General features: G+C 72.0%; 1 pseudogene. It reads right to left on the bottom strand.

The annotated features are described in order from the left end of the window. A pseudogene (gene carB, locus ABZ749_RS34640) lies at positions 1 to 1,828 on the bottom strand (carbamoyl-phosphate synthase large subunit); the annotation flags it as partial. Positions 1,829 to 1,910 lie beyond the last annotated feature (82 nt).

Here is a 1,910-nt window from a genome sequence, read left to right as displayed (position 1 = left end):
CCTCACCGGGTGGGCGGTGGCCCGCTCGGGCACCTTCAGCCTCGGCGACGGCGTCATGCATGTCGCCGCGGATCCGCGCCTCGATGCCCATCACCGCCGCGGCGGCTCCGGGAACCGTGGTGATGCACGGGATGTCCGCCGTGACGGCCGCGCTGCGGATCTCGTAGCCGTCGGAACGGGCGCTGGCGCCCGAGCCCTGCGGCGTGTTGATCACCAGCGCCACGTGGCCGCCGCCGATCAGCGACACCGCGTCGTCGCCCGCACCGGCCTGGTAGTGCTTCCGGATCTGCTCACAGGCGATGCCGTGCCGGCGCAGCACCTCGGCCGTGCCGGCGGTGGCGACGATCTCGAAGCCCAGATCGGCCAGCCGCTTGATCGGGAAGATCATGCCGCGCTTGTCCCGGTTGGCCACCGAGACGAAGATCTTCCCAGCAGTCGGCAGCGACCCGTACGCGGCCGACTGGCTCTTGGCGAAGGCGTGCCCGAAGTTGGTGTCGATGCCCATCACCTCGCCGGTCGACTTCATCTCCGGCCCGAGCAGCGAGTCGATCCCCTTGCCCGCGCGGGTCCGGAAACGCTTGAACGGCAGCACCGCCTCCTTGACCGCCACCGGCGCGTCGGCCGGCATCGTGCCCCCGTCCCCCGTCGCCGGCAGCAGGCCCTCGGCGCGCAGGTCGGCGACGCTCGCACCGAGCGCGATCCGGGCCGCCGCCTTGGCCAGCGGCACCGCCGTTGCCTTGGAGACGAACGGGACGGTCCGCGACGCGCGCGGGTTGGCCTCCAGCACGTACAGCACGTCGTCCTTGAGGGCGTACTGCACGTTGAGCAGGCCGCGGACCCCGACGCCACGCGCGATGGCCTCGGTGTAGCGGCGGACCTCGGCCAGGTGCGAGCCCGCGAGGGTGATCGGCGGGAGCGCGCACGACGAGTCGCCGGAGTGGATGCCCGCCTCCTCGATGTGCTCCATCACGCCGCCGATGTAGACCTCGCCGTCGGCGTCGCACAGCGCGTCCACGTCGATCTCGATGGCGTCGTCGAGGAACCTGTCCACAAGCACCGGGTGGTCCGGGGAGATGTCGGTGGCCCGGCCGATGTAGTCGCGCAGCGTCGGATCGTCGTAGACGATCTCCATGCCCCGCCCGCCCAGCACGTACGACGGCCGGACCAGCACCGGGTAGCCGATCTCGTCGGCGATCGTCTTGGCCTCGTCGTACGAGGTGGCCATGCCGTGCGCCGGCGCGCGCAGGCCGGCGCGGGCCAGCACCGCGCCGAACGCGCCGCGCTCCTCGGCCAGGTGGATCGACTCCGGAGAGGTGCCCACGATCGGCACACCGGCGTTCTTGAGCCGCTGCGCCAGCCCCAGCGGGGTCTGCCCGCCGAGCTGGACGACCACCCCGACCACGCCCGGCCCGCCGGCCGCCCGGCCGGACGAGTCCTCGGCGTGCCAGACCTCCAGGACGTCCTCGAAGGTCAACGGCTCGAAGTAGAGCCGGTCGGCGGTGTCGTAGTCGGTGGAGACCGTCTCCGGGTTGCAGTTGACCATGACCGTCTCGTAACCGGCCGACCGCAGAGCCTGCACGGCGTGCACGCAGGAGTAGTCGAACTCGATGCCCTGCCCGATCCGGTTCGGGCCGGAGCCCAGGATCAGCACCTTCGGCCGGTCCGACGGCACGACCTCGGTCTCCAGGTCGTACGTCGAGTAGTGGTACGGCGTGGTCGCCTCGAACTCGGCCGCGCAGGTGTCCACGGTCTTGTAGACCGGGCGCACGTCCAGGCGGTGGCGCAGGGTCCGCACGCCGTCCTCGGCGGCCAGCTCCGGGCGCAGCGCACCAGACCGGGCGGCCCGCACAGGTAGACGTCGCGCCGGGCCACGTCGGGCACCAGTTGCCGCAGTCCGTCCGGGCTCATCA

Origin of the sequence: Micromonospora sp. NPDC047753 (assembly GCF_040642735.1) — a bacterium.
In the GTDB taxonomy this organism is placed as follows: Bacteria; Actinomycetota; Actinomycetes; order Mycobacteriales; family Micromonosporaceae; genus Micromonospora.
The sequence above is the reverse complement of the archived record's forward strand: the minus strand, read 5'-3'. Positions and strand labels throughout refer to the sequence as shown.